Below are 24,897 nucleotides of genomic sequence, written 5' to 3' on the forward strand. Positions count from 1 at the left end.
CTGCGGCGCTTTAGCCTAGCAAAGTGGCAGCAGGACGATACAATGGTTCGACGCGAAAAACTCGGCCGAAAGGATACGTATATGTACCAGACGCGTAAGATCGGTGTGGTCGGCCAGGGCCACGTAGGAGCACATGTCGCCAACAGCCTGCTCATGCAGGGCATTGCCGATGAGCTGTACCTGTGCGATATCAACGAGGCCAAGGTGACGTCCGAGGTCCAGGACCTGCGCGACTCCCTTTCGTTTGTCCCGTACAACACCAAGATCGTCAACTGCTACGACCACTACGAGGAGCTAGCCTGCTGCGACGTCATCGTCAACGCCGCCGGCAAGGTCGCGCTGGCCGCCGGCAACCGCGACGGCGAGCTGTTCTTTACCACCGACGCCGCCCGCACCTTTGCCAAGCGCATCGTCGACGCCGGCTTTGACGGCATCTTCGTGAGCATCTCCAACCCCTGCGACGTCGTGTGCACCGAGCTGTGGCATCTGACCGGCTACGATCCCAAGAAGATTATCGGCTCGGGCTGCGGCCTGGACTCTGCCCGCCTGCGTACCGAGATCTCCAAGAAGGTCGGCGTGAGCCCCAAGTCCATCGACGCCTACATGATCGGCGAGCATGGCTTTAGCCAGCTGGCAGCCTTTAAGGCCGCAACCATCGCCGGCAAGAGCCTTAACGAACTTCAGGCCGAGAACCCCGACAAGTATGCCTTCGACCACATGGAGGTCGAGGAGCTCGCACGCAAGGGCGGCTATGTGACCTACCAGGGCAAGCAGTGCACCGAGTACGCCGTCGCCAACTCCGCCGCGCGCGTCTGCGCCGCTGTGTTGCACAACGAGCACGCCGTGCTTTCGGCATCCACGCTCATGACCGGCCAGTATGGCGAGGAGGGTATCTTTACCTCCCTGCCGTGCGTGATCGGCGCCGAGGGCGTCGAGGAGGTCTACACGCTGGACCTTTCCGAGCACGAGCTCGAGGGCTTCCACAAGAGCTGCCAGCACATCCGCGACAACATCGCCCAGCTCGATTGGTGGGATACCGAGGCCTACGACGCCAAGTAAGCCGCTGGCTGCCGCAACCTTGCGAATCTATGCGCGATACTAAGCGGGCCGCGCCGGAAACCCACCGGCGCGGCCCGCTTTTTACGCACGCTGTTCGCTTGCGAATCGAAGGTGAATGCTTTTCCCGTTACCTAGTACCGCTCGATGCCCATGTAGCGACGAATCTCAGGGCTGTGGTCGAACACCTTTCCGCGGGCGGCGCGCAGCTCGCAGCTCATGTTGTAGAAGAATATCGGCTCCAGGAACGAACGCACGTTGGCAGGCACCTCGCCCACGCCGTACTCGAGTGCATCGAGCACCATTACCGTATCGGTATGCGTGTTGAGGAACGCAAGAGCGCGCTCCTCCATGGGGCGGCACTCCCCTGCGCCAAGCTGCACAAAGTAAAACACGCCGGGCTCGGTGGCCTCGAAGGGACCGTGGAAGTACTCGCCGGAGTGGATGTAGCAGCAGTGCTGCCACTGCATCTCCATGAGCGAGCAGATGGCCATGGCGTAGGTCTGGCTAAAGTTGGGTCCGGAGCCCAGGATATAGAAGAACTTGTGCCGCTGACAGAGCTCGGCAAAGCGGGCGCCCAGCTCGGCGTTGACCTTCTCGCGGGCGGCGGGCAGCAGCGCATCCATCTGCTTTAGGCCCTCGTACATGTCGGCGAGTGCCTCGTAGCCTTCCTGCTGGTCGAGCAGCTCGGCGGCGATCAGAGCGCCGATGCCCTGCGGCACCTCGGCCTGCGGCACGCCCTCGCCCCAGGGGTAGACCCAGGTGGTCCACTTGCCGTTGTCGATCTTGGAGCCCTCGCAGTCGGTGAGGGCAACGACCTCGGCGCCGGCAGCCAGCGCCATCTCGCAGCCGTCGACGACCTCCTGCGTGTTGCCGCTGTGGCTGCAGGCAATAACGAGCGACTTCGGCCCTAGGCTCTTGGGGGCCATCAGGCAAAACTCGCGTGCAGTGTAGACCGTCGAGGTAAACGTGGTGGCCTCGCGCTTGAGCAGCTCGTTGGCCGGCATCAGGTCGATCATCGAACCGCCGCAAGCGATCCAAAAGACGTTCTCAATCTTGCCCTTGCGCTCGATGATTTCCTGAACCAGATCATGTGCGTTCATCCTGGTTTTCCTCCTTGTGTGGCGGTTTTGAACGACGACAGCTCGTACCTGCAGTCGTTCTATGTTGTCCTATTTATAGCACGCACGATGACGCTCGTGAAGCCATTTCGCCAAACTTGTTCTATGTTGTTCTATCTGTGGATGTTAGATGTCGAACACGTAGCGCGAGCCCACAATCTTTTGACGCCCAAGCAGCAAGGGCCGCTCGTCCGCATCGGTAAAGTACGCCTCCATATAGAAGAGTGGCTCACCGACCGGGATCTCGAGCAGTGGCGCGACTTGAGCGTCGGCAAGCGCAATCTCCACGGTACAAGGGTCGGATTTGAGCGGCGCGCGGCCCGAATGCTCGGCAACGAGCGCAAAGATTGAGTTATCGGTGAGGTCCTCGTCGGCAAGCGTCTGCAGATAGGGATGGTCAGCCAGCACAAAGGCGTTGTTCTCGAGCATGACGGGCACGCCGTCTGCCGTGCGCACACGCTCGACCACGATGAGCTCGCAGCCGGGTTCCACCCCAAAAAACGCCGCGTCCTCGCGCGTCGCCGCAACCACCGTGCGCGACACCAGGCGTGCTCCGGCCACCATGTCGTTGGCAGCGCAACCCTCGGAAAAGCTCTGAACGTCACCCTTCTGGACAATCTTGCGCTTGAGCTTGGGCGCGCACACGAACGTGCCCCTCCCCTGCTGGCGGTTGAGATACCCCGCGCGCGACAGCTCCTCGATGGCGCGGCGCACGGTGACGCGTCCCACACCATAGGACTTAGCGAGCTCCATCTCGGAAGGAATGCGCGAGCCGGATGTGTACACGCCACGCGCGATCTCGCCCTTTAGGTCGTCCATAACCTGCTGGTACAGCGGCACAGCGGACACCTCAGTGCGCTCGGTTTTATCGTCGGATGCCATCGTTATGCTCCATTCCGTGCATGCTCGAACTCAAACTCTTCAATCGCCGCCATAAACTGCTCGCCAAAGGCGTCGGCCTTTTTCTCGCCGATGCCGTTGACCTGGATAAGCTCGTCGCGCGTCTGTGGGCGTAGGCGGCACAGGCCGCGCAGGGCCTTGTCGGAAAAGACCATGTACGGCGCCATCTCCAGCTCCGTCGAAATATCCTTGCGCAGGGCACGCAGGCGCTCGAACAGCTCGGCATCGTCACCCACGCGCGGGCGCTGATCCAGCTCGGCCTCCTCGCGCAGCAGATCCACCGCACGGCGGGCGCGGGCCGAGGCCTTGCGCTTGGACGCGCGACGCTTAACGGTAAAGGCAAACGTCTCGTCCTCGACCTCGCCAGCGCGCGGGCCAAGCCCCACGACCGGGTACTGCCCCTGCGAGGTGGCCAAATAACCGCGGCCGCACAGCTGGCCGATGATGTCCTTGATGCGCCCGACCGATTCGCTCGACAGCTCACCGTAGCCGCGGTCCTCGTCCAGATGCATCTGGCGAATGCGCTCGGTGTTGCCGCCATGGAGCACGTCGGCGATGAGTGACTTGCCAAAGCGCATGGGGCGCGTGGCCACATAGCACACGGCGGCGCGGGCCATATCGGTGACGTCCTCGACCTCGAACTGCGTAAGGCAGTTGCTGCAGTTGCCGCAGCCCTCGGCGTCATCCGTGGCGGTGGCGCCCGCACCAGCCGCCGCGGCATGCTCGGCCGCGGCCTCGTCGCCAAAGTAGCGCAGCATGTATTCGCGCAGGCAACCGGTGGTATTGCAGTAGCCCTCCATCTGGCTGAGCAGGCGGTAGCGATTCTGGAGCGCCCACGCGCGCTGCTCGTCGTCGAGCGCCTCATCGGCAGCATCGCCGCGATCGATCAGAAAGCGGCGCATGCGAAAATCGTTGCCGTTCCACAGCAAGTGGCAGCTGGCCGGGTCGCCATCGCGGCCGGCACGGCCCGCCTCCTGGTAGTAGGCCTCGATGCTCTCGGGCACGTTGTTGTGGAGCACGTAGCGCACGTTGGGCTTGTCGATACCCATGCCAAAGGCGTTGGTGGCAACCATCACCTGGATATCGTCGTCGATAAAGGCGCGCTGGCTTTGGCGACGGGCGTCGTTGCCCATGCCTGCATGGTAGCGGCCAACGCGAATGCCGCTGGGGCCCAGAGCCTCGGCAAGCTCCGCGGCCAGCGTGTCGACCGTCTTGCGGGTCGAGCAATACACGATGCCGCTCTCGCTCGAATGCGCAATCACGTAGTCGCGCACCCACGCGGTCTTGGCCTTGTCGCCCATCTCCTCGCAACCAAAGTAGAGGTTCTTGCGATCGAAGCCCGTCACCACCGTCGCGGGGTTTTGCAGGCCGAGCATCTGCTGAATGTCCGCACGCACGCGCTCGGTCGCCGTGGCGGTAAACGCCGCCACGATGGGGCGCTGCGGCAGCGAATCGATAAACTCGCGAATCTGCAGGTAGGCGGGGCGGAAATCCTGCCCCCACTGGCTCACGCAGTGGGCCTCGTCAATAGCTACGAGCGGAACGCCGATGCCGCCTTCGGCCGCAGCTTCCTGCGCAAAAGCTAAAAAGCGCGGCTCGAGCAGGCGCTCGGGTGCCACGTACATAAGCTGGTAGCGACCCTCACGTGCCCGCTTGAGCACGGTGTTTTGCTGGGCCGGAGTAAGGCTGGAGTTGAGATAGCTGGGCCGCGCACCCGCCGCGAGCAATGCACGGGTCTGATCCTCCATAAGCGACAGCAGCGGACTCACCACAAAGGTGATGCCGGGCAGCATGAGCGCAGGCACCTGGTAGCAAATGGACTTGCCGGCGCCCGTGGGCATAACGCCCAGCGCATCGCGACCGGCAAGGATCGCATCGACCATGCGGTCCTGTCCCGGGCGAAACGAGGTGTAGCCAAAATAAGCGCCGAGCGTGTCGAGCGCCATCTGCTGCATGCTATCGGTCATGGTTTCCTAACGTCCAAGTCATCTGCCGCCGATTATACGCCGCCACGCGGACCGGTGCCGCGCCGCTGTCGGCCACGGGCGATGCAGTCCGAAAGGAACGGTAGTCATTGGGGACGTTCTTGGATGACTAGTCGTTTAAGAACGTCCCCAATGACTAAGCTCTTGACAAGCGTGGAAACGTCGCTGGTTGAGCATAAGTCAGCGAAAACGCCCCTAAGCGAGCAAGGTGACGTGAAAGAGGAGGGAAGCGTACTTCGGTACGCGACCGACGATTGAACGTCAGATTGCCGCTTAGGGGCGTTTGCAGCGTCGATCCGTTACGCGGTTTGGTAAAACCGCGTAACTAGAGCTACATCACCATGACGTAGCGGCTACCCACGTAGTACTGTTTGCCGAGCAAGACCGGCTCATCGTTGGGACCGGTAAAGCCGGCACGCAGATTGAGCAGCGGATCGTGCGGAGCAATGCCCAGCTCGGCCGCCTGCTCGGCGTTAGCTCGAACGGCCTCGACCGTACGGTAGCCAACCGAGACAATCGGGATTCCGCCAACACGCTCGACCTCGGCAAAAATCGACTTGTCCTCAAGATCGGCCGTCAACAGCTCGCGGTAGGCATCAAACGGCACAAAGATGTTCTCCTCAAAGATGGGCTCGCCGTCGGCCGTACGCACGCGCTTGATATGCAGCAGCAGCGCATCCTTCTGCAGGCCAAAGAACTCCATCTCGTTTTGGCGCGCCGGAACGATCTGGCGATCGATCACGTGCGCACCGGCCTTCATGCCGTTGCCGGCACACAGCGCGGTAAACGTCTGCAGCGTCGAGGCGTGAAACTGGCGATTGATGTGCGGCGTGGAGACAAAGGTGCCGCGGCCCTGCTGCTTAACCAGGTAACCATCGGAGCACAGCTCCTCGACAGCGCGGCGCACCGTAATACGGCTCACCTCGTACTGCTCGGCTAGTTCAAGCTCAGACGGAATACGCTCCTTGGGTGCATAAACACCTTTCTCGATCGCATCCTTGATTTCGTCGTAAATCTGCTGGTAAAGCGGTGCATTTTTGGGCGCGGGCATATCTGATCACTCTTATCGAAATATCGAAATAACTAATACGTATATAACGTCTAGTTTCATGTTACCTCATATTGATAAAACGATACACCCTCCCTACCAAAAAGCGACAGCTTCATTTTGGTAGGTTTTATCTGGGCAAACGAGAGCCCCTCGAAAGCAACGGGGCTTTCGAGGGGCTCGTTCGGATGGGTTGCGCAGGACCGGCAAATGCCAATACCCTACTTTCCGTCGTCCTGCTGTAGGCTGTCCTGCTCGCTGAGGCGCGCCTGCCTGCTGGCCATGCGCGCGGGCTTGTCGGGATCGGGTACGGCCGTGGGCATGGGTTCGTCGACATGACCGCCCCACCAGCCGCCCACAAAGTTGAGCGTGTGGAACACGTTGATCACGGCGCCGGGATCAACGTCGCACACCAACTTGATAATGTCCTGACTCTCGTAGGTCGAAACAACGGTGTTCAGCAGGTACATCTTTTCGCGGCTGTATCCGCCGACGACCTCGGCGCAGCTAATGCCGTGCTGAAAATGGTTTACGTAGGCAGTCATGACCTCGTCTGCCTTGCGCGTCGTAATCTGCAGCGTCACGCGATCGTAGCGACGATAGAAACTGTCGATAGTCTTGGTCGAAATAAACTGGAACACGATGGAATACGCCGCCTTGTCCCAGCCAAACATAAAGCCAAAGATCGCCAGGATAAAGCAGTTGAAACCAAAGATGACGCCCCAGATGGTCTTGCCCGTGTGGTTGGAAACCCACAGCGCGATAAAGTCGGTGCCGCCGGTGGATGCGCCGGATTTAAGCGCGATGGCAGCGCCCAGACCCGAGACCACGCCGCCAAAAATGATGAGCATGATCTTGTCGCCCAAAAATGGAGCGAAGTGAAAGACGTTGAGGAACAGCGACGAGAGCACGACCTGCATCATCGAGAAGATGACGAAGCGCTTGCTAATGCCGCTCCAGCATAGGAGCGCCACGGGGATGTTGAGCGCGAGCATGCCGAGCGAGATGTCGATATGAACGCCACCCAGCGAGGTAACGCGATCGAGTAGGACCGCGACGCCGGTAAGACCGCTCGGAAGCAGGTCGGCGGGCTGAATGAACGCCTGGATCAGAAATGTCTGGAGAACGGCGGAAATGGTGACCGCCACAGCGGTAATGGCACGGCGGACGATGGTGACGCGGCCGAGCACGAGTACGCGGTCCGTGAGCTGATCGATGGCGTTCGCCACGCAGGCTCCTTTCGAAGGCAGATGTAGTTGTGGGGTATGTCCGCGATTGTAGCATGGAGCGTGCGGGGGCGCTTCAATTCACCCTCTCTCGACAACCAAAGCGGGACCAACAGCCTCCACGACCAAAGGCCCAAATTACAAGTGAGTAGACTTTTTACGATCTGCCGAGCACACCCAAAACCGCCACCCCTGTGACCTGCGGTTTTGCTAGAGCAGATGCACTTTGTGCTCGTACTGCACCAAAAAGTCTACTCACTTAGTCCGAATCGAAGCCAAACGAATCCAAATAGAGGACAAATTAAGCCAATCCGCAGCAAAAGACGCGTGAACCAATGCTTCTCGCGGCGGATTGACACTACAAAGCGGCCAAAATGTCGGTCAGGCTGTCGATGACAACGTCGGCGGCGGACTGATCTAGGTTGACGCCCTCGTGCGGACGCAGCGCCAGGACGCGGGCGCTGGAGCGCTTGCCGGCCTCGATGCCCAAAGGCGAGTCCTCGATAACCAGGCATTCGGCAGGCTCCACCCCCAGCGCCTCCATGGCACGCAGGTAGATCTCGGGGTCGGGCTTAAACGCACTGCACTCGTGACCGCTGATGGTGTAGTCCAGCACGTCGGCGATACCGGCAATCCCCACCAGCTCGTCAATGAGCTCGCGATAAGACGAGCTTGCGATGGCGCACTTCACGCCGCGCTCGTGCAGCTTGCGCATCACCGGCTCCGTCTGCTCGTTGAGCAGCTCGGCATACGGAACGGGGTGGTCCGGGCTGTAGACCTGCTTGTACTCAACGCGCAGGCGTTCGCGCAGCTCAACATCGTCGGGCACCAGCGCCTCCCAAATGGCGGGCTCGTTAGACCCCGAAAGATCGGGGATCTCGTCAAAGTGGAAGCCCTTCTCCTCCATAAACGCCACGCGACGACGGTTGTAGAACCACTCGGTATCGACCAGCACGCCGTCCATATCAAACAGCACTGCCTTGATCATACGCATCTCCTCCCACCTGCCAAAAAGGGACAGGTTTATTTTGGTAGGTTTTATCTGGGGTTTTGCGACACGACAGACACGCCCTCCCCAGAGCAAAAAAGGGGACGGGGCGCAAACCCCATCCCCTCTCAATCAACCCGTAAGGTCTACTTACTTGTGATTAGTAGGAAAGCTTCCACATGTAGCGACGCATAGTCAGCGGGTGCTGACGGGCCTCGGCGATCTGGTTGCCGTACTCGCGCATAACGGCGAGGTGCAGCAGCGGGTTGAAGTAGGTGATGACGCTCGCGGGCACGGCGTCAGCCAGACCGTAGTCCTTGGAGTCGATCAGAGCGACCTTGGCACCCATGCGCTCAAGGAAGGTGAGGGCGCGAGCGTCCATCGGACGGGTGGCGCCATCGGACATGAAGAAGACGTAGGGCTTACCCTCGGTGGAAACCTCGAACGGGCCGTGGAAGTACTCGCCGGTGTTGTAGGCGGCGGCGTCGATCCACTGCATCTCGGTGAACAGGAAGGCGGCGTGAGAATAAGCCATCTTCTCGGAGGCACCGGAAGCCATGAAGTAGATCATCTTGTCGTCCTTGAAGTCCTCGGCGAACTTCTTGGCGAGTTTCTTGCAGTGCTGAGCGGCGTTCTCGCAGAGATCGAAGATGTTGGTGAGACCGGTGATCATGTCCTCGTAGTGGTCATAGCCCTCGGTCTGCTGAAGGATCTCGACAGCAAGAGCGATGGCATAGCCGGGCTTCTCGCACTTGGCAGCGTAGTTGGCATGGAAGCCGTGAACGATGACGTGGTCGGCGTCGACGGTCAGAGCGGAGCCAGCCTTGTTGGTGAGGGAGACGACCGGGCAGTTGTGCTTCTTGGCGGTCTTGTTGGCCTCAACGGTCTCGGGCGTGGAGCCACCGAGGGAGCAGGTGATCACGAAGGTGTGCTCGTTGACCCAGGAAGGCGTGTCGTAGTTGAACTCGTTAGCGGTGAAGATCTGAACGTTCAGCTTGTCCGTGTTGTTGGCCAGGAAGTACTTGGCAGGGTAAAGGTCGGACATGGAAGCACCGCAGCCGACGAAGGCGACGCTGTGGATCTCGTGGTTGGACAGGACGTCAGCGACGATCTGCTTAGGGAGGTTAAGGTCGATCTCGTACATCTGACACATTCCTTTCGATTTTTTGCGGCGCCACATTGCCGGGCGCTCGCAGGGTTACCGTGATTTGGACCGAGTCGCCGGCCCGTTGAGAATGTGTCAAAGGAACTGTCCCTTTGACACATTTAGGGATGGGAGCCTGCCTGGGGTATGGGATGTCAGGCAGGCCCCCGGGGGAAAGCGATTAGGCGCTTGGTCGCGACTAGGCCAGGATGCCGGCCGCGGAGAGGGCGATGCCGCCCACGATGGCGATCACGAGAAGCCAACCGGTGTTGACGTTCTTCTTGATGAGCCAGTACATAAGGCCGGTGAGGCCGAGGGAGATCATCTGGGGCATCATGCCGTCCAGGATGTCCTGGATCACGACGGTGCCGTCAGCGAACTGCAGCGGGGTGGTGGCGCCGATCAGCGTAGCGATCATGCCACCCACGGACATAAGACCCACGATGCCACAGACATACATGAGCTTCTCCATGAGGTCGCCGCCCTGAAGCTTGCTCAGGTACTCGTGGCCGCCCTGATAGCCCATCTTGGCTGCGAACCAAGTGATCAGCACAGAGGGGACGATGGAGATGAGCATGGCCAGGATCGGGCCCATGATGGAGCCCTGCTGAGCCAGCTGAACGCCCAGGCCAAAGGCGATAACGCGGATGGTGCCCTGGAAGAAGGAGTCACCGATGCCGGAAAGCGGACCCATGAGGGAGGTCTTGACCGCGTTGATCGAATCGGGATCGAAGTTCTCGGGATCCTTGGCGTACTCCTCCTCCATGGAGGCGGAGAGGCCCAGGATGAAAGCGCTCGTCTGCGGGGTGCAGTTGTAGAACGCCATGTGACGGTGGTAAGCCTCTTTCTTAGCAGCGAGCTGCTCGGGGTCGGACTCGTCCGGATAGAGGCGATCGAGCGTGGGAACCATGCCGTAGAGGAAGCCCATGTTCATCTGACGCTCGTAGTTCCAAGAGCCCTGGATGGCCCAGGAGCGCCAGAAGAACTGGCTGACCTTCTTGTTCAGGGACACGTCCTTGGTTGCGGTTGCCATAGTGTGTTCCTCCTTAGTCTTCGTCGTCTTCGAGCGGATCGTAGTCGGAATCGACACCGGCGGCTGCATGGGAACCGTTGAACTTGAAGCCCATGAAGACGACAGCCAGGCACACACCGATCAGAGCGACCGCGATGACGGACAGGTTGAGGTAAGCGGCGAGCAGGAAACCGATGAACAGGAACGGAGTCATACCCTTCTTGATCATCATGGTGAGCAGCAGGGCCAAGCCGTAGGCGGTCATGATCTTGGTCGAAACGTTAAGACCAGTGGACAGCCACTCGGGAACCATGTTGACGATGGCCTGAACCAGGTCGGTGCCAACAAAGACGGCGAGGAAGATCGGCAGGAAGTACATGAGAGCGTACAGACCGGAGCCGGCGCAGATGTGCATACGGTAGGCGGTCTTGAACTTTCCGTTATCGATCGCGCTATCTGCCACATGGGTGAGGGCGGCGATGATGGAGCGGAACACGATGCCGAGGAGCTGACCCAGGACGGCGACCGGGATGGCGATCGTCATGGCGGTCTCGGCGGAAGCATCAGTCAGGCACGCAAAGGCAGCGGCCACGATGCCGCCCAGGACCATATCGGGCGGAACGGCTGCGCCGACCTGCACCAGGCCCATGGACACGAGCTCGACGGCGGCACCGACGGCAAGGCCGGTGGGCACATCGCCCAGCAGCAGACCGACGAGCGTAGCGCCAACGAGGGGCTGCTCGAAGTTAAGACGACCGAGCAGGCGGGAGTCCCACATGCAGAACACGCCGACGAGGCCGACGAGCACCGCACTGATGAACGTATTCATACCCTTCTCCTTTCAGTCAGGCAAAAGCCTGGTTGATTACAGCTTGGCGTCGATGTCGACGCTCTGATACGTAGGGGTCTGCTGGACGTAGAGCTTAATGCCCATGTCGAGCAGCTGGTTGACGTCGGCCTTCTGGTTGGCGTCGAGGAAGACGGAGCTGTCCTTGCCGCCGACCTGATCGGCACCGTCGTGGTTGGCGGTGGCGCCCAGGTTGATGGCGTCGAGCTTGTAGCCCTGGCAGAACTGCAGCATCTCGGCAGTGTTGCCAAAGACGAACATGACGCGCTCGCCGAGGGTATTGAGCTTGTCCATCTTGGCGAGGGCATGCTCGACGGTGAAGACGTTCAGACGCACGCCCTGGGGCTTGGCCAGCTTAAGAGCGCCCTTCTTGATGTCATCGTTGGCGGCGGCGTTGTCGACGACGATGATGCGCTCGGCCTGAACCTTGGTGGTCCAGGTAAAGACGACCTGTCCGTGCAGCAGACGGTAGTCAAGACGTGCGAGGACGATCTTGGCGGGACCGGAGCTGTGACGGGATGCCTTGGCCTTCTTGGCAGGAGCCGCGGCGGCCTCGACCGGTGCGTTGGGGTTGGTCAGACCGGTGCGGGCCTCGTTGATGAGGGCTGCGAGCTCGGCACCCTTGACGGGGACGGGGCTCATAGCAAGCGTGAGCGCCAGCGGGATGTTGAAACCGCTGACAACCGTGAACTTCGTGCCGTTCTTGGAAAGCTCGACCATGTTGTTGTTGACCGAGCTGCCGAGCATATCGGTCAACACATAGACGGTGTCGTCCGCGTTGAACGTGGCGATCATGGCGTCCACCTTATTGGTGATGGGCTCCTTGTCGTCACGAGCAAGCGACACGACGTGGACGTTCGACACGTCGCCGAGAACCATCTCGAGCGTGTCTTTGGCGCCTGCGGCCAGGCCGCCATGAGATGCGAGAATGATCTGATTCATCTTGCCTCCTCCTTTTCGTTATGGTCATTATAACGTCTTATACGTTGCGGATATTGCTAATTAGTATAAAGACCGCTCGCGGGTGAAAATCGACCGTTGACGGGTTTAACGTAATCGAAACGTTGGGGCTGGGTAGGCCGGCGCTGGCTGGATAACCCCAGATCAGACGCCTCGCCAATCCCCTATCGCACGAAGTACCAGGGGCTTTCCTGCACGGTGGGCTCCAGCGCGATGCCGGTGCGCTCGCGGAACAGATCCATGTCCTGCGATTTCTCCGTCCACCACGCGTTGGGCTTAAAGGTCATGCTCTCAACGATATGGCCGACAAAGGCACTGTTGCGCAGCTTGGAGAAGTTGGTGTTCATAATCAGGATGGACGCGAGCACCAGCACGATGCCCAGGACCTTGATCGCGCCGGCGGGCTCGGCGTAGATGCCAATACCGACCAGAACGGTCGCCACGGTTTCGAACGAAGCCACGACCGGCACCTTCGACGTCTCGAGATCCATCGAAAGGCCCTGCATATAGAAAATGTACGCAAGAGCCGTCGGAATAAAGCCAAAGCCTGCGAACAGCAGAATGAGCTGCGGGGACATTGCCGCGGCTACATCGGACCACGGAGCCGAAAGCACTGCCATAAAGCATCCGCCAAAGACAAAGCCCCAAAACGTGACGGCCAGTGGATGAAGCGTCTTGGTGGCCATACGGCTAAACACCGCCAGCAGTGCACCGCAAAGTCCGGCGATTACACCCGACGCGACGCCCCAAGCCGAGAAATGGAAACCAGACAGGTCGCCGCTCGTCACCGCGAGCACGCAACCCACAATGTTAAAGACAATGGCGACGAGCTTGTTGGGGGTCACGTCCTCGCGATAAAGCACGCGGCCGAGCGCGACGCCAAACACCGGCGAGGTGTAGAGCAGCACCGAGGCCGTGGACATGCCCACCTCGCCCATGCACTCGTAATAGCAGGTGTTGGCGACGGCCAGACCGACGATACCGACAAGCGCGCAAGGAACAAGCTCTTTAGGACTTGCCTTAAACAGTGCCAAGGGACCCGAGACTTTTCCCTCACGAGCACCTCCCTGGCAACCCATGAACGCCAAGACCGGAGCCATTAAGACAGCACCCGACAACAGGCGAAAGGCCGCCATGCTCTGAGACGAAACACCCAGGGCCGATATTCCGTTAACAAAGATTCCGATGCTGCCCCACATAAGCGCGGCGATCAGCACCAGCACATAGCCCAGATTGCTTTTCTTCAACGCAGCCTCCTCGCTATTGTTTCCAATATGTTTCGTACTACGTTATAGTCGTTATATACATTTATCAAGACCGAAATCGGCGAACGGAAAACTGCTTCCCCACATCCCCAACGTCTAAGGCGCCGCTGGTTGAGCATAAGTCAGCGAGCGGGCCGCATTTGAGGCAAGGTGACGTGAAACGAAAGGGCGCTGACCTTCTGGTCGCGCCCTTGAAGTTGAACGTCAGATTGCCCAAATGCGGACCGCGCAGCGTCGAGCCGTTACGGCGTTTGGTAAAACGCCGTAACTAATAATCAAGCTTCCACATGTAGCGGCGCGTCATGTAGTCCTTGTGGGTGACGGCAGAGAGCGCACGCATGTACACGTTGTTGAGGATCGGGGCAAAGATCAGGTGGTTGAAGTACTCGCTCACGCTGTCCTTGATGTCGTTGAGGCCGAGCTCCTTGGCGTCGAGCTGATAGACGCGCTCGCCACCGTACTGGTTGACGAAGCGGATGCCGCGCTCGTCGTTGCAGCGGCTGCGGCCGACGCTGATGAGCTGGAACAGCGAGGTGCGCTTGTCCAGGATCTCGAAGGGGCCGTGGAAGAAGTCGCAGGTGTTGATGGTGCAGGAGTCGATCTGCAGCATCTCCTGCACGTTGCAGATGCTAAAGACGTAGGCGGCACCAAAGAGCGGGCCCTGGGCCATGACGTTGATGCAGGGCTTGTCGGCGTTCTGCTCGGCCCACTTGGCAGCGAGCGGACGGGTGTACTCGACGGCCTTGCGATAGATGGGGTCAACCAGGTCGAAGGCGGCCATAGCGGTCTCATACTCGGCATAGCCCTCGGTCTGCTGCGTAAGCTCCATGGCGATCATGGTCACGACGGCAGAGTTGGTGCGACCCATGCAGGACTCGTCGACGGCCAGGCTGTCGTACTGGATCTTGTAGTCGCAGACCTCGGTGAGGCCGGACTCGTCAACATAGATGGCGATGGTGCTGGCGCCGTGGTCCTTGGCGACCTGGGCGGCGACGATGGTCTCCTTGGTGCCGCGCATGGACACGACGACGGCCAGGGTGTTCTCGTTAACGTAGGCAGGAGTTGCGTGCACGAACTCATTGCTGGTGTAGCTGGAGCTCACGACCTGCGTGGCCTCGTGCTCCATAAAGTACTGGGCAGGATAGTTGCCGCCGTTGGATCCGCCGGCGCCAATCCACACGACGCGCTTGATGCCGCCCTTGTCTGCCTTGTCGGCCAAAACCTGGGAGACGACGTCCTTAACCTGTTCCTGAGTAGTCATCGTGCATCAGCCTTTCTTCTCGTTTGATGCTCTCGATGGCATACAAGTTACATACATGTTTTGATTATGTCGACTAGTTGTATGCTATATTTGTCTTAGAAAATTTGCTGATACGGTTTTCGATAACTTGCTACCAGCGGTTTTGTTGTTGTATTGAATACATGCTTGATTAGATACGCATACAGGTTAGATACAGGTTGATTGCATGAACGCTTCATCTAAAAAGAGACTGACCCAATACGAGCGCTTGGCGGGCATGTTGCGCGACCGCATCGCCTCCGGCACCTACGCGCGCGGAGACAAGCTGCCGTCCGAGATGGAACTCATGGACGAATCGGGGCTGTCGCGCAGCACCGTACGCCACGCCCTTAAGGTGCTCGTTGATGAGGGCCTGGTGCGCACCGAGCGCGGGCGTGGCGCCTTTGTGGCCGACACGCCCGCGCTCCACGAGAACAACCTGGTGTTTTCGAGCTACACGACACAGGTCCAGGGTCAGGGTATGAAGCCCACCACGCGCACGGTGGACTCGGGCTTTGCCAAGGCCGCGGGCAATGCGGCCAAGTTCTTCGATGTCGCCGTGGGCAGCAAGCTCGTCAAACTTGTCCGCCTGCGTTATCTGGACGATGCGCCGCTGTGCCTGGAGACCACCTATCTACCACCGAGCTTTGAGTCGCTCATCGATCGCGATATCAACGGTTCACTCTACGCCACGCTGCGCCAGGAATTCCATCGCGCGCCGGCACAGGGGCACAAGACCTTTGAGGTGTGCTATGCCTCGCAAAACGAGGCGTTTTTGCTCAACGTTGAGCGCGGGCAGGCGCTGATCCTGATCACCGACTACGTCTACGACACGGACGGCCGCCCGCTCCATGTCTCCAAGCGCATCCAACGCACCGACCGCGCCAAATACACCGAGCCCATCGGCTAACCTGCCAAAATAAACCTGTCCCTAAATGGTAGGTTTGGGGAGGTCGGGGAACCAGGTTGGTTTGGGTTGGTTAGGGACGCGCTCGGCTAGGACCAACTCCATCCAACACATGTCGTACCAGCGGCCGAACTTTTGGGCGCAGCGGTCGAAGGCACCCACCAGGCGATACCCCATATGGGCATGGAAATCCTGACTGTTATGCGTCAGATACTCGTCGTCCTTGTCGTGCGGCACGGCGATGAGCGCGCACATGTTGGTGATGCCCATCGCAATCAGGCATTGCTTGAGCGCGTCGTGCAGCATACGACCCAGCCCGCCGTGGCGCACATCGCGCGCCAGGTAGATCGATGTCTCGACCGACCAGTCGTATGCCTCGCGGCTGTTGAGCGGACTCACATAGGCATAACCTACCGGACGCCCGTCCAGCTCCATCACCAGATACGGATAGCGCTTGAGCGTACGCTCGATACGCCCGGCGAACTCCTCAACGCTCGGCACCTCGTATTCGCAGGTAATCGCCGTCTGGCGCACATACGGCTCATAGATGGCAAGCAACGCCGGCGCATCATCGGGCGTCGCCAGGCGAATCGTCGGCTCGGACATCTCGGTCATACAACCCTTCTCCCCCAAAAGCAAAGGCCGCCCTGCGCCAAGCTCAGGCGCGGGGCGGCCTCTTGTCATTACATCAGGCTACAGGACAGCCGCCAACGCGTCGATATCCTCCTGCGTCGTGGCCCAGCTGGTGCAAAAACGCACCACCGTGTGGGTATCGTCGTACTTTTCCCAGTACTCGATCGAGGCATGCTCGCGAATGCGGGCCATGTCCTCGTTGGGCAGAATCACGAACTGCTGGTTGGTCGGCGTCTCCAAGAAGAACTGGTAGCCGCGCTCGTGCAGCACGCGACGAAGCGCCTGCGCGGTTTCAATCGCCTGGCGACCAATCTCAAAATACAGGCCATCGGTAAAAAGAGCCTCAAACTGCACGCCCGTCAGGCGGCCCTTGGCAAGCAGTGCGCCATGCTGCTTAATACGCGGAATGGGATGCGCCGGGGCGTGCATGCCGCAAAACACCACGGCCTCGCCGCAAAGCGCGCCGCACTTGGTGCCGCCGATGTAGAACACGTCGCATAGCTGCGCCAGCTCGGACAGGGTAATGTCGCACTCATCGGCCGCCAGCGCATAGGCCAGGCGGGCGCCATCCACAAACAGCGGAATCTCGCGCTTCTGGCACACTGCGTGAATCGCCGCGAGCTCGGCCTTGGAGTACAGCGTGCCGTACTCGGTCGATAGGCTCACGTACACGGCGCCCGGGAACACCGTGTGCTCGTAGCTCTCGTTTTCGTAGAACACCTGGATATAGTTCTCCAGATCCTCGGCGTGCATCTTGCCCTCGTAGCCGGGGATGGTGAGCACCTTGTGACCGCCAAACTCGATGGCGCCCGCCTCGTGGCAGGCGACGTGGCCGGTCTCGGCAGCAACGACGCCCTCGTACGGCGCGAGCAGCATGTCAATCACCGTCGCGTTGGCCTGCGTGCCGCCCACCAGAAAAAACACGTCGGCATCGGGGGCCTGACAGGCCTCGCGGATAAGCTGCTTGGCACGCTCGGTGTGCGCATCGGTACCGTAGCCGGGCTGCGGCTCCATATTGGTGTCGACGAGCGCCTGCAGCACTGCCGGATGTGCGCCGTGGGAATAGTCGTTGTTAAACGCGAGCATGGCAATCCTCTCTTACCGGGTATCGGCCAGATGATTCAAACGGAGCTATTGTACGCCGTTGGGATAGGCAATGCGTGCGGCAAGGCACTCAAGTGCCAGTACCAGGGCAAAACCGCAGCTCACGTCACTCAAAAAGTGCGCGCCGATCACGATGCGCCCAAAGGCGACGAACGCTGCAACAACAACCGCCGCCCAAAAGATCACGCGGCGACGCGAAGGTTTTTCCTTAAAGGCTGCCGCGGGAAGCCCGGCGAGCATAAGGCCGATCGCCGCATGCGCCGTGTGTCCGCTCGCAAACGACTTGAACCCGTCCTTGATCACGCCGGCGGCGATATAGGCCCACTTGTCGGGGTTGCCGATCACCCACCACGGCTGAAAATTGAGCCCCGGCGTGACCTCGATCACGCGCATGCGCGGGCGCGACCATAACGGCTTAACAATGACGTTGAGGATGATGGCCTGAGCGACCCACACGGCCAGCACCATCAACGCCCAGCGCGTAAGCTCGTCGGGCTCGGTCGTGCGCGTGAGGCGGTAGGCGATGAAGTTGGCTGCGATGACCAACGCAAACGTCAGAACCAGCTGAAACGCAATAAGCTTGCCGCCGACGCGCAGCGATCCGATAATCTCGTAGCCGACCAGACCCACGTTGATCAAAACGCCCAGCGCAGCGAGCCACTTGCTCGCCTTGGAGTCGGAACGCACCGCGCGCACGAGCATAACGCCCGCGACGCTCGCCGTCAGCTCGAACGGTAGCTCGCCGGCCGCCTCGACAAAGCGACCGTACATGCTGCCGATGTTGAACAGCGCACTCGAGATCTGATAATCAAAGAAGCTGCCCACGCCCAGACAAAGGCACAGGACGGCCGCGATAATAGCGACATCTTTCTTATAGATGTATCCGAACATGCTTTCCTTTCGATGGGGCTGGAATCAACCTGCGAGGTGGCGGGGCAAAGAACAACTGGTAGCTATGCCCCGCCACGCCCCTACTTGTTAGTCATCGTCGCTCGTGCCTAATTGCTGCAGCAGCATGAGTGCCGCGGCCACGGGGCCGGTGCCGTCGCTGGCGTCGAGACCGCGACCCAGGCCGCTGCCCGCGCCGGCACCCGCCTTGTAGGGCACCGACAGTTTGCGGCTCTTGGGAAAGTTCACCGCGCCATAGCGGGTCTTAAGCTCAAAGGCCACCTTCTTGGGAACGTCAACCCCCAGGAAGGTAATGCGTCCACCGCTGAGCGTGACGCTCTCGAGCCCCAAGCGCTCGCCGCGAATGCGGATGCGAGCGCGGTTGAACAAGTTAAGCCCCGCCAACGGCAGCTCACCGTGCGCGGCCTCGGTCTCCTCCTGCACCTCGTCGATACTCTCCAGGTCCTCGGCCGCCGCGAGCTTGCGGTACACGAGCACGCGCTGGTCCACCGCCGGCATGTACTCCTCGGACAAGAAGTAGTCGGCCGGCAGGTTAATACCCACGCTCGCCGCCTCCACGCCGGCATCGTCATCGCCGCGCGCCTCGGCCACGGCCTGTCCCAGCATCTGCGTAAACAGGTCAAAGCCCACGCTCGACAGGTTGCCGTGCTGCTCGGCTCCCATAAGCGAGCCGGCGCCGCGAATCTCCAGGTCGCGCATGGCGATGCGCATGCCGCTGCCCAGGTCCTGGAACTCGGAAAGTGCGGTCAGGCGCGCCGTCGCCTCCTCGGTGAGCGGCAGCTCGCCCGGGAACATAAAGTACGCGTAGGCCTGCGTGGCAGAGCGACCCACACGGCCCTTGAGCTGGTAGAGCTGCGCCAGGCCCAGGCGCTGCGAATCCTCGATGATCAGCGTGTTGGCGGTCGCGTTGTCGATGCCGCTCTCCACGATGGTCGTGGCGATGAGCACGTCGATCTTTTTGGTCGCGAACTCGATCATCACGTCCTCGACCTCGCGCGGGCTCATCTTGCCGTGCGCCACGCCCACGCGCGACTCGGGCGCGGCCTCGTGCACGCGCGCCACGGCGTCGTCGATGGTCTTGACGCGGTTGGACACGTAGTACACCTGGCCGCCGCGACCCACCTCCAGGCGAATCGCCGCGCTCACCACGTCGGGATCGTACTCTCCCACGTGCACGATCACGGGGCGGCGCCCGGTCGGCGGCGTGGTGATCAGGCTCATGTCGCGCACGCCGCTCGTGGCCATCTGCATGGTTCGCGGAATCGGCGTTGCCGAAAGCGTGAGCACGTCGATTTGCTCGCGCAGGTTTTTGAGCTGCTCCTTGTGCTGCACACCAAAGCGCTGCTCTTCGTCGATGATCACCATACCCAGGTTCTTGGGGTTCACATCGGCAGAAAGCAAGCGGTGCGTGCCGATGAGCACATCGATCGTGCCCTCGGCAAACGCCTTGAGCGCGCGCTTTTGCTGCGCCGGGGTGCGGAAGCGGCTGAGCACCTCGACCTCCAGGCCAAACGGAGCAAAGCGCTCAAAGAATGTCTCGTAGTGCTGTTGGGCCAGAATGGTCGTGGGGCAGAGCACCATGACCTGGCGGCCGGAGTCCACGCACTTAAACGCCGCGCGCAGGGCAACCTCGGTCTTGCCAAAGCCCACGTCGCCGCACAGCAGGCGGTCCATGGGCTTGGGCGCCTCCATGTCGGCCTTGATGTCGGCGATAGCCTCCAGCTGGTCGCGCGTCTCGTCGTAGGGGAAGCTCTCCTCCATCTCGATCTGCTCGGGCGTATCGGGCGGACAGGCGATACCGGTAATCGACGAGCGGCGCGTATACAGGTCGACCAGGTCAAACGCCAGCTTTTTGGCGTTCTTGCGTGCCTTGTTGGTGGCACGCGTCCAGTCGGCGGTATTGAGCCTGGTCAGGCGCGGCTTGTCGCCGTCGGGGCCAACATAGCGTGTGATGCGGTCGACCTGCTCGAGCGGCACGTAGAGCTTGTCGCCGTCGGCATATTCCAGCAAAAAGTAGTCGCGCTCCTTGCCGCCCACTTCCTGGCGCGCGATCTCGCTAAAGAGCGCGATGCCGTGGGTGGCGTGCACCACGTAATCGCCCGGCTTAAACGGGAACGTGATCTGCGTAATGTCAACCTTGCGGCGGCTGCGCGCGCGGTTGGCGTCCATGCGGGCGTTGAGGTCGGCGATAGAGAACACGGCTAGGTTGGCATCGGGCACCACCACGCCCTGCGGCAGGGCAGCGTCCACAAAGGTCACGCGCCCGCGCGAGATGGTGGGCACGGCGGCGCCGGCGGCAGCCTGCGCGGCGCCCGCCTCGAGCGAGCGGGCGTTGAGCGCGTCGGCCTTATGCTCGCGAATTGCAGCATGGGCCTCCTGGCGTGCGGCACGGTCGGCGGAATCCGCCGCTGCCACGCGCACGCGGTCGCCGATAGCGCCGGCATTTTCGGGCGCGGCCGTCAGCGACTCCTCAAAGGTAATGCCCTCGTCGCCAAAGGTGAGCTCCATCGACTCGCGCGCACCGCGGTCGGGAATGGCAAACACGCAGGCGTAGCGCTTGCCCACGACTTCCTGAATGCGCGTCATAAAGCGATTGTCCGAGCCCGCGATAGCCGGCTGCTCAATCTTGAGCTCTGCCGTAACCGCGCCGCCGGCGCGAATCAGGCTCACATAGTTCAGGCGCTGCTGAGCACCAAAATCGAGCTGCTGGGCGCGTACATACAGGCCATCCAATCGGTCAATCCCCGCCTCGCCGGCACGGGCCTCGATATCCTCGTAGGCGCGCAGGCAGTCGTCGAACAGCGAACGCGGCTCGGACAAAACCACGAGCGCCTTGCCGCTCACGTGTGCCAGCGGGCTTACGGTCTGGCCGTACATCACCGGCAAAAAGCGGTCGAGCTCGGGCGTGACGATGCGTGCATCCACCATCTCGAGCAGCGCCGCCAGTTTGCTATCGTCCTGGCTGGCGCGGTAGAGCGCCACATGCATGTTGTGGACCGCCTCGTCGGTGAGCGCCAGCTCGCGGCACGGGAAGATCTCGATACTATCCTCGTTGCCGATGGTCTGCCCCGTGGAACTCACCATGCGGCGGATGCGGTCAATCTCATCGCCAAAAAACTCGATGCGCACGGGCGCCTTTTCCTGTGCGGGGAACACCTCGACGGTGTCGCCGTGCACGCGGAACAGGCCGGGCGCGTCGGCGGCGCCGGCATTGGTGTAGCCCATGCCCACCAGACGCTGCGGCACCTCGTCAAAAGGAATCTCCTCGCCCACCGCAAAGGTCGTGGACTCCCAGTAGCGGCTCTCGACTGGCGGCACGCAGCGCAGCAACGCGCGAGCCGAGGCAACCATGATGCAGTTGTCCCCGCGCACGATGCGTCCCAGGGCCTCGCAGCGCTGCGCTACCACGGCGTCGTCGGGCGCCTGCTCGCGCCACGGATAATCCTTGCGCTCAGGAAAACGGCATACATGCGCCAGGCCCACGTAGGCGGCAAGGCTACGAGCGGCGCGATCGGCCGCATCCTCGCCACTCACAACGTAGACCGTGGGGCGCGGGCGGCGCGCAAACTGAGCGGCCGCCATAAGCGTGCGACCCGACTGCGACACGGCCAGCGTCACGTCCTCGCCGGCATCGAGTCCGGCCTCGACGGTCTGCAGCGCCTCGGCAGTGTAGAGCTGCGCGGCTATACGGTGAATGAGCATGCTGTTCCTCCGGCATCGCAACGCCAAAAGCCCGCCGGGGCAAGCTCGGCGGGTCGTACGTCAAATACATTGTCTGTCATGGTAGCGCATGGAGAGGACTCCGGCTCAAGGGCAAACCCGGCCCCGCAAAAAACGCCAGACGAAAATGCGTTCCGCCCTACCCCGCTACGCGCACGCTGGGGCACAAATCTGCCAGCGGACACTCGTCACACTTGGGTTTGCGGGCGTCGCAGATCTCGCGACCGAAGGTGATCCACTGATGGTTGACCGACTCCCAATACTCGTGCGGCAAAATCTTGAGCAAATCCTGCTCGGTCTTGAGCGGCTCCTTTGCATGCGTCTTGGGACTCAGCATCAGGCGGTGCGCAATGCGGTTGACGTGCGTGTCCACCGCAATGCCCTCTACGATGCCATACCCCACGTTGAGCACGATGTTCGCCGTCTTGCGTCCCACGCCCGGCAGCTTCACGAGTTCCTTCATGTCGGCCGGCACCTCGCCGCCATAGTCGGCGACGATCATCTGCGCGGCCTCGACGGCATGCTTGGCTTTGCTCTTGTAGAAGCCGAGTGACTTGATGGTGTCTGCCACGTCAGCCACGCTCGCCCCGGCCATGGCCTCGGGCGTAGGCCACTGGGCAAACAGCCGCGGCGTCACCTTGTTGACCTGCGCATCGGTCGTTTGCGCCGAGAGCAGCACCGCGATCAGCAGGCGGAAGGGATTCTCGTGGTCCAAAAAGCACTCGACCGGGCCATAGCGACGGTTGAGACGCTCGCACACCTCAACGGCGCGCTCGCGTTTGGCGGCATTGGTCTCGCGTGGCATAACGACTCCTCGGCTCAACGGCACAATAAACTTATGGGCACAATTGTCCCACGTCCGAAACGCTTACGCCTCCAAGAATGCGCCGGTCTGACGGCTCCACAGGCTCGCGTACTCGCCACCCGCCTCGACGAGCTGCGCATGCGTGCCGTCCTCGACGATCTCGCCATCGGCCAGCACCACAATGCGGTCGAGCGCCGCCACGGTGGACAGGCGGTGCGCCACCACAATGGAGGTACGTCCACGCATCAGGTTTTCGAGCGCCTCCTGCACCAGCGCCTCGGACTCGCTGTCGAGGGCAGAGGTCGCCTCGTCGAGCACCAGAATCGGCGCGTCGGTTAGGATGGCGCGGGCGATAGCCACGCGCTGACGCTGGCCGCCCGAGAGCTTGACGCCGCGTTCGCCCACCATGGTGTCAAAGCCACGGGGCAGGCGGTCGATAAACTCGGTCGCATTAGCCAAGCGAGCCGCCTCGCGAATCTGCTCATCAGTGGCGTCGGGACGACCGTAGGCAATGTTTTCGCGAATGGAGCGATGGAACAGCAGCGCCTCCTGCGGCACGTAGGCAACCTGGCGACGCAGGCTCTGCTGCGTGCAGCGCGAGACGTCTTGGCCGTCCACGAGCACGCGGCCGCCCTGAACATCGTCCAGGCGCAGCAGCAGCTTGGTGAGCGTCGTCTTACCCGAGCCCGATTTGCCCACCAGGCCCACGCGCTGGCCCGCCGCCACATGAAGTGTCAGGTCATCGAACACGCTCTCGCCCGCCGCAGCGTCACGGTACGCAAAGCTCAGGTGCTCAAAATCAATCGCGCCCTCGCCCACCTTGAGCTCGGGGGCGTTCTCGTCGTCCGCCACCAGACGCGGCTCGTCCAGCACGCGCGTCATCTCGGCCGCATCGCCGAGCGCGCGGTTGATGCGCTGCATCATGGAGCTTACGTAGTTCAGGCGCATGGTAAGGTTATAGGTGTAGGTAAAGATCATGACGAGCGAGCCGGCCGAGATGCCAAACCACGCGTTGCCGCCCGCCACGAACACACTCACCACGGCCATAGTGATGACGATAAGACCCGAGGTCGTAAAGTTGCGCTGCATCATGGCGTGCATCGAGACCGTCTCGGCATCGCGCGCGGCACGATCGGCGGCGTCGAACAGATCGCGTTCAAAGTCCTCGCGCCCGCAAGTCTTGACGGCCAAGATGTTCGTGACCGCGTCGGAGAGTACGCCCGAGAGCTTGTTCTGCGCGGCGGACGTCGCGGCCGAAAGCGGCATGATGCGCTTGTACATAAGCCAGACAAACGCGATGTAGACGACCATGATGCACACTAGGATCACGGTAAACGTCGGCACCACCGGGGCGAGTGCGGCCACGGTGCAGATGACCGAGGTGATGGTGGGGATGAGCGAATACACCGTCACGTCGACCAGACCCGTGTAGCCGCTCATAAAACGGCTTGTCTGGCTCACAAGCGATCCGCCAAAGCGGCTGGTATGGAATGTCATGGATTGGTTGGAGAGCGTGTCGAAGCTTAGACGCGCCAGGTGATAGTTGCCTGCAATCTCGAGCTTGTAGACGGTGTAGTCCTGCAGCTTGGAGAGGATCTGACCCACCAGGTTAACGAGTACGAGCGCCAGGATATAGGGGCCGAAGACCTCAAACACCTGGTCACCCGCCACGGGACCGGCTTGAACGCGGTCGACAATGAGGGCCATCACATAGGTATTGGCAAACGTCAGCAAAAAGATGTAGCCCGCCGACGAGAACACCGAGAGAAAGACAATCAGCGGCTGCGTGCGCGTGACGCCCCAAAACCGCTGCAGCGTGCGGCGCACGGTGGAGCGGCTGAGCGGGCTGGTGCTTCTCTGAGACATGGGCTTCCTTTCGCGTCTGATAGGGCGAAACGCCATTGTTGCACATTGGAGCACGCTTCAGACAAGTGCGATACGAAAAGCGGTGGGGCACCCGCGTTTGTGCCGATGCCCCACCGTCTTGT

20 protein-coding genes are annotated in these 24,897 nt (G+C 61.2%); 2 read left to right on the plus strand and 18 right to left on the minus strand.

From position 1 onward, the window contains the following. The first annotated feature begins 81 nt into the window (after positions 1–81). Entirely contained in the window at positions 82–1,059 is a 978-nt protein-coding gene (locus ACKUTP_RS01015; protein WP_117806029.1) for an L-lactate dehydrogenase, read from the plus strand. Positions 1,060–1,190: 131 nt separating this feature from the next. Here the strand turns inward: ACKUTP_RS01015 and ACKUTP_RS01020 are convergent, their stop codons facing one another. The 12 genes from ACKUTP_RS01020 to ACKUTP_RS01075 all read right to left on the minus strand — a co-directional run bounded on the left by ACKUTP_RS01020 (position 1,191) and on the right by ACKUTP_RS01075 (position 14,813). Next, entirely contained in the window at positions 1,191–2,159 is a 969-nt protein-coding gene (locus ACKUTP_RS01020; RefSeq protein WP_409063337.1) for an SIS domain-containing protein, read from the minus strand. A 144-nt stretch (positions 2,160–2,303) separates the two neighbouring features. Next, positions 2,304–3,059, minus strand: a complete 756-nt coding sequence (locus tag ACKUTP_RS01025) for a GntR family transcriptional regulator (RefSeq protein WP_409063338.1) — start codon at positions 3,057–3,059, stop codon at positions 2,304–2,306. A 2-nt stretch (positions 3,060–3,061) separates the two neighbouring features. Then, positions 3,062–5,044 carry a RecQ family ATP-dependent DNA helicase gene (locus ACKUTP_RS01030; protein WP_409063339.1) on the minus strand — a complete coding sequence of 661 codons (1,983 nt, stop codon included), beginning with the start codon at positions 5,042–5,044 and terminating at the stop codon, positions 3,062–3,064. A gap of 349 nt (positions 5,045–5,393) precedes the next feature. Next, positions 5,394–6,113: a GntR family transcriptional regulator gene (locus tag ACKUTP_RS01035; RefSeq protein WP_035136785.1), complete on the minus strand. Its 720-nt coding sequence runs from the start codon at positions 6,111–6,113 to the stop codon at positions 5,394–5,396. A 218-nt stretch (positions 6,114–6,331) separates the two neighbouring features. Next, the gene (locus tag ACKUTP_RS01040) at positions 6,332–7,339 is read right to left on the minus strand and encodes a YitT family protein (RefSeq protein WP_409063340.1); all 1,008 of its coding nucleotides are present in this window, start codon (positions 7,337–7,339) and stop codon (positions 6,332–6,334) included. A 355-nt stretch (positions 7,340–7,694) separates the two neighbouring features. Continuing rightward, positions 7,695–8,324, minus strand: a complete 630-nt coding sequence (locus ACKUTP_RS01045; protein ID WP_409063341.1) for an HAD family hydrolase — start codon at positions 8,322–8,324, stop codon at positions 7,695–7,697. 160 nt (positions 8,325–8,484) lie between these two features. Further along, positions 8,485–9,468, minus strand: coding sequence for an SIS domain-containing protein (locus ACKUTP_RS01050; protein ID WP_409063342.1), 984 nt, complete (start codon positions 9,466–9,468; stop codon positions 8,485–8,487). 199 nt (positions 9,469–9,667) lie between these two features. Beyond that, the gene (locus ACKUTP_RS01055) at positions 9,668–10,501 is read right to left on the minus strand and encodes a PTS system mannose/fructose/sorbose family transporter subunit IID (RefSeq protein ID WP_409063343.1); all 834 of its coding nucleotides are present in this window, start codon (positions 10,499–10,501) and stop codon (positions 9,668–9,670) included. Positions 10,502–10,514: 13 nt separating this feature from the next. Next, the gene (locus tag ACKUTP_RS01060; protein ID WP_409063344.1) at positions 10,515–11,309 is read right to left on the minus strand and encodes a PTS mannose/fructose/sorbose/N-acetylgalactosamine transporter subunit IIC; all 795 of its coding nucleotides are present in this window, start codon (positions 11,307–11,309) and stop codon (positions 10,515–10,517) included. A gap of 36 nt (positions 11,310–11,345) precedes the next feature. Next, positions 11,346–12,269 (minus strand): PTS mannose/fructose/sorbose transporter subunit IIAB, encoded by a 924-nt coding sequence (locus tag ACKUTP_RS01065; RefSeq protein ID WP_409063345.1) that lies wholly within the window; start codon positions 12,267–12,269, stop codon positions 11,346–11,348. Between the two features lie 182 nt (positions 12,270–12,451). Further along, positions 12,452–13,534, minus strand: a complete 1,083-nt coding sequence (locus ACKUTP_RS01070; RefSeq protein WP_409063346.1) for a DMT family transporter — start codon at positions 13,532–13,534, stop codon at positions 12,452–12,454. 286 nt (positions 13,535–13,820) lie between these two features. Next, entirely contained in the window at positions 13,821–14,813 is a 993-nt protein-coding gene (locus ACKUTP_RS01075) for an SIS domain-containing protein (RefSeq protein ID WP_006235139.1), read from the minus strand. 205 nt (positions 14,814–15,018) lie between these two features. On the opposite strand from ACKUTP_RS01075, the gene ACKUTP_RS01080 reads away from it, so the two are divergent. Next, positions 15,019–15,741, plus strand: a complete 723-nt coding sequence (locus tag ACKUTP_RS01080) for a GntR family transcriptional regulator (RefSeq protein WP_195521480.1) — start codon at positions 15,019–15,021, stop codon at positions 15,739–15,741. A 21-nt stretch (positions 15,742–15,762) separates the two neighbouring features. Here ACKUTP_RS01080 and ACKUTP_RS01085 read toward each other — a convergent pair whose 3' ends face one another. The 6 genes from ACKUTP_RS01085 to ACKUTP_RS01110 form a co-directional block, all read right to left on the minus strand. Continuing rightward, positions 15,763–16,353 (minus strand): GNAT family N-acetyltransferase, encoded by a 591-nt coding sequence (locus tag ACKUTP_RS01085; RefSeq protein ID WP_409063347.1) that lies wholly within the window; start codon positions 16,351–16,353, stop codon positions 15,763–15,765. 78 nt (positions 16,354–16,431) lie between these two features. Beyond that, on the minus strand, positions 16,432–17,457 hold the full coding sequence (locus ACKUTP_RS01090) for a threonine aldolase family protein (protein ID WP_409063348.1): 1,026 nt from the start codon (positions 17,455–17,457) through the stop codon (positions 16,432–16,434). Positions 17,458–17,502: 45 nt separating this feature from the next. Continuing rightward, the gene (locus tag ACKUTP_RS01095) at positions 17,503–18,366 is read right to left on the minus strand and encodes a phosphatase PAP2 family protein (RefSeq protein WP_409063349.1); all 864 of its coding nucleotides are present in this window, start codon (positions 18,364–18,366) and stop codon (positions 17,503–17,505) included. Between the two features lie 87 nt (positions 18,367–18,453). Beyond that, entirely contained in the window at positions 18,454–22,086 is a 3,633-nt protein-coding gene (mfd, locus tag ACKUTP_RS01100) for a transcription-repair coupling factor (protein ID WP_409063350.1), read from the minus strand. 157 nt (positions 22,087–22,243) lie between these two features. Next, a complete protein-coding gene (gene nth / locus ACKUTP_RS01105; RefSeq protein ID WP_055310092.1) occupies positions 22,244–22,909 on the minus strand; it encodes an endonuclease III in 666 nt (221 codons plus the stop codon). A gap of 63 nt (positions 22,910–22,972) precedes the next feature. Further along, positions 22,973–24,775: an ABC transporter ATP-binding protein gene (locus ACKUTP_RS01110; RefSeq protein WP_409063351.1), complete on the minus strand. Its 1,803-nt coding sequence runs from the start codon at positions 24,773–24,775 to the stop codon at positions 22,973–22,975. Between the last annotated feature and the right edge of the window lie 122 nt (positions 24,776–24,897).

The organism is Collinsella sp. wc0529, from assembly GCF_046116875.1.
Classification (GTDB): Bacteria; Actinomycetota; Coriobacteriia; order Coriobacteriales; family Coriobacteriaceae; genus Collinsella.

Coding starts and splice junctions, on each gene's coding strand:
- ACKUTP_RS01015 (WP_117806029.1), top strand. CDS start 82: ATGTACCAGACGCGTAAGATCGGTGTGGTCGGCCAGGGCCACGTAGGA.
- ACKUTP_RS01020 (WP_409063337.1), bottom strand. CDS start 2,159: ATGAACGCACATGATCTGGTTCAGGAAATCATCGAGCGCAAGGGCAAG.
- ACKUTP_RS01025 (WP_409063338.1), bottom strand. CDS start 3,059: ATGGCATCCGACGATAAAACCGAGCGCACTGAGGTGTCCGCTGTGCCG.
- ACKUTP_RS01030 (WP_409063339.1), bottom strand. CDS start 5,044: ATGACCGATAGCATGCAGCAGATGGCGCTCGACACGCTCGGCGCTTAT.
- ACKUTP_RS01035 (WP_035136785.1), bottom strand. CDS start 6,113: ATGCCCGCGCCCAAAAATGCACCGCTTTACCAGCAGATTTACGACGAA.
- ACKUTP_RS01045 (WP_409063341.1), bottom strand. CDS start 8,324: ATGATCAAGGCAGTGCTGTTTGATATGGACGGCGTGCTGGTCGATACC.
- ACKUTP_RS01050 (WP_409063342.1), bottom strand. CDS start 9,468: ATGTACGAGATCGACCTTAACCTCCCTAAGCAGATCGTCGCTGACGTC.
- ACKUTP_RS01055 (WP_409063343.1), bottom strand. CDS start 10,501: ATGGCAACCGCAACCAAGGACGTGTCCCTGAACAAGAAGGTCAGCCAG.
- ACKUTP_RS01060 (WP_409063344.1), bottom strand. CDS start 11,309: ATGAATACGTTCATCAGTGCGGTGCTCGTCGGCCTCGTCGGCGTGTTC.
- ACKUTP_RS01065 (WP_409063345.1), bottom strand. CDS start 12,269: ATGAATCAGATCATTCTCGCATCTCATGGCGGCCTGGCCGCAGGCGCC.
- ACKUTP_RS01075 (WP_006235139.1), bottom strand. CDS start 14,813: ATGACTACTCAGGAACAGGTTAAGGACGTCGTCTCCCAGGTTTTGGCC.
- ACKUTP_RS01080 (WP_195521480.1), top strand. CDS start 15,019: ATGAACGCTTCATCTAAAAAGAGACTGACCCAATACGAGCGCTTGGCG.
- ACKUTP_RS01085 (WP_409063347.1), bottom strand. CDS start 16,353: ATGACCGAGATGTCCGAGCCGACGATTCGCCTGGCGACGCCCGATGAT.
- ACKUTP_RS01090 (WP_409063348.1), bottom strand. CDS start 17,457: ATGCTCGCGTTTAACAACGACTATTCCCACGGCGCACATCCGGCAGTG.
- ACKUTP_RS01095 (WP_409063349.1), bottom strand. CDS start 18,366: ATGTTCGGATACATCTATAAGAAAGATGTCGCTATTATCGCGGCCGTC.
- mfd (WP_409063350.1), bottom strand. CDS start 22,086: ATGCTCATTCACCGTATAGCCGCGCAGCTCTACACTGCCGAGGCGCTG.
- nth (WP_055310092.1), bottom strand. CDS start 22,909: ATGCCACGCGAGACCAATGCCGCCAAACGCGAGCGCGCCGTTGAGGTG.
- ACKUTP_RS01110 (WP_409063351.1), bottom strand. CDS start 24,775: ATGTCTCAGAGAAGCACCAGCCCGCTCAGCCGCTCCACCGTGCGCCGC.